The organism is Roseicyclus sp. (assembly GCF_052168335.1).
Lineage (GTDB): Bacteria > Pseudomonadota > Alphaproteobacteria > Rhodobacterales > Rhodobacteraceae > Roseibacterium.
On sequence record NZ_JBQLZP010000071.1, the window covers coordinates 1 to 1641 of the forward strand.

The following is a 1641-nucleotide window of genomic DNA, read 5'->3' on the forward strand; positions in this document are numbered from 1 at the left end:
CCGCGAGGCGAGCGTCGACGTGGTGCGTGCGCTTTCGGCGCGGGGGGCGGGCGGCGCGGTCTGCTTCGCGTCGGGCTTCCGCGAGTCGGTGTCCGAGACGGGCGACGGCGGCGACCTCGAGGCCGCGCTCGTCGCCGCGGCGGGGCCGATGCGCATTCTCGGGCCGAACTGCTACGGTTTCCTGAACCTCCTCGACGGCGCAGCGCTCTGGCCCGACCAGCATGGCGGCGTTCGGGCCGAAAACGGGGTGGCGATCGTCACCCAGTCCTCGAACCTCGCGCTGAACCTGACCATGCAGGCCCGCGGCCTGCCGCTCGCCTATGTCGTCACAGTGGGCAACCAGGCGCAGTCGGGGCTGGCCGAGGTCGCCGTGGGGCTGCTGGAGGACCCGCGCGTCACGGCGCTGGGGCTGCATGTCGAGGGGGTGGGGGACCTGCCGGGCTTCATCGCGATGGCCGCGCGGGCACGGGCCCTAGGCAAGCCGGTGGTCGTCCTAAAATCCGGCGCCTCGGAGGGCGCACGGGCGGCGGCGGTGTCGCACACGGGCTCGCTCGCCGGGAACGACGCGGGCGCGGCGGCGCTGTTCGACCGGCTGGGGGTGGCGCGGGTCAGGAGCCCGGCGGAGCTGCTGGAGGCGCTGCAAATCCTGCACGCCGTGGGGCCGCTGCCCTCGGGGCGGATCGGGGTCCTGTCGAGCTCGGGCGGCGAGGCGGGGATCATCTCGGACCTGATGCTGGGCCGGGCGCTGGAGTGCCCGCCGCTGACCGAGGCGCAGCGGGTCGGCCTGCGCGCGGCGCTGGGGCCGAAGGTGGCGCTGGCCAACCCCTTGGATTACCAAACCTATATCTGGGGCGACCGCGCGGCGCTGGCGCGTGTCTTCACCGCAATGCTGGCGCCGCACATCGCCATCGGGGTGGCGATCCTCGACTTCCCGCGCCCCGACCGCTGCGATGCCTCGGCCTGGGAGATCGTGATCGACGCCTGCGCCGACGCGACGGCGGCGACCAGCATCCCGATGGCGATCCTGTCGAGCCTGCCCGAGACCATGCCGGAGGCGACCGTCGCCCTGATGCGGGCGAAGGGGGTGGTGGCGCTGTCGGGCTTCGCCGAGGGGCTGGCGGCGCTCGAGGCGGCGGCGCGGCTGGGGGCCTTGGCGGCGCGCGGCGAGGTGCTGTTGCCGGGGCCGGAGCCGAGGGAGGTGCGGCTGTTGACGGAGGCCGAGGGCAAGGTGCTGCTGGCCGCGCATGGCGTGCCGGTGCCGCGGCGGGCCGAGGCGGCAAGCGCGGCGGAGGCGGCGGCGCGGGCGGGTGAGATCGGGTTTCCGGTCGTGCTGAAGGCGCTGGGGATCGCGCACAAGACCGAAGCCGGGGCGGTGGCCTTGGGGCTGACCTCGGCCGAGGCGGTGGAGGCGGCGGCGGTCCGGATGGGCGGGACAGCGTTTCTTGTAGAAGAAATGGTTACGGACGGCGTGGCGGAGGTGCTGGTGGGCATCCTGCGCGATCCGGCGCACGGGTTTGTTCTGACGCTCGGCGCCGGTGGCGTGCTGGCGGAGATGCTGGCCGATACCGTGTCGCTGACGGTGCCCGCGACGGCGGCGGAGGTGGAGCGCGCGCTCCTCGGGCTGCCATCCGCAGCCCGAGG

Annotated in this window: 1 protein-coding gene; it reads left to right on the forward strand. The window is 74.4% G+C overall.

Annotated elements, in window-relative coordinates; translation table 11 throughout:
• Nucleotides 1–1641 (forward strand): acetate--CoA ligase family protein (locus tag ACTS11_RS02395; RefSeq protein WP_442638752.1); only part of this gene is annotated, 1641 nt, incomplete at both ends.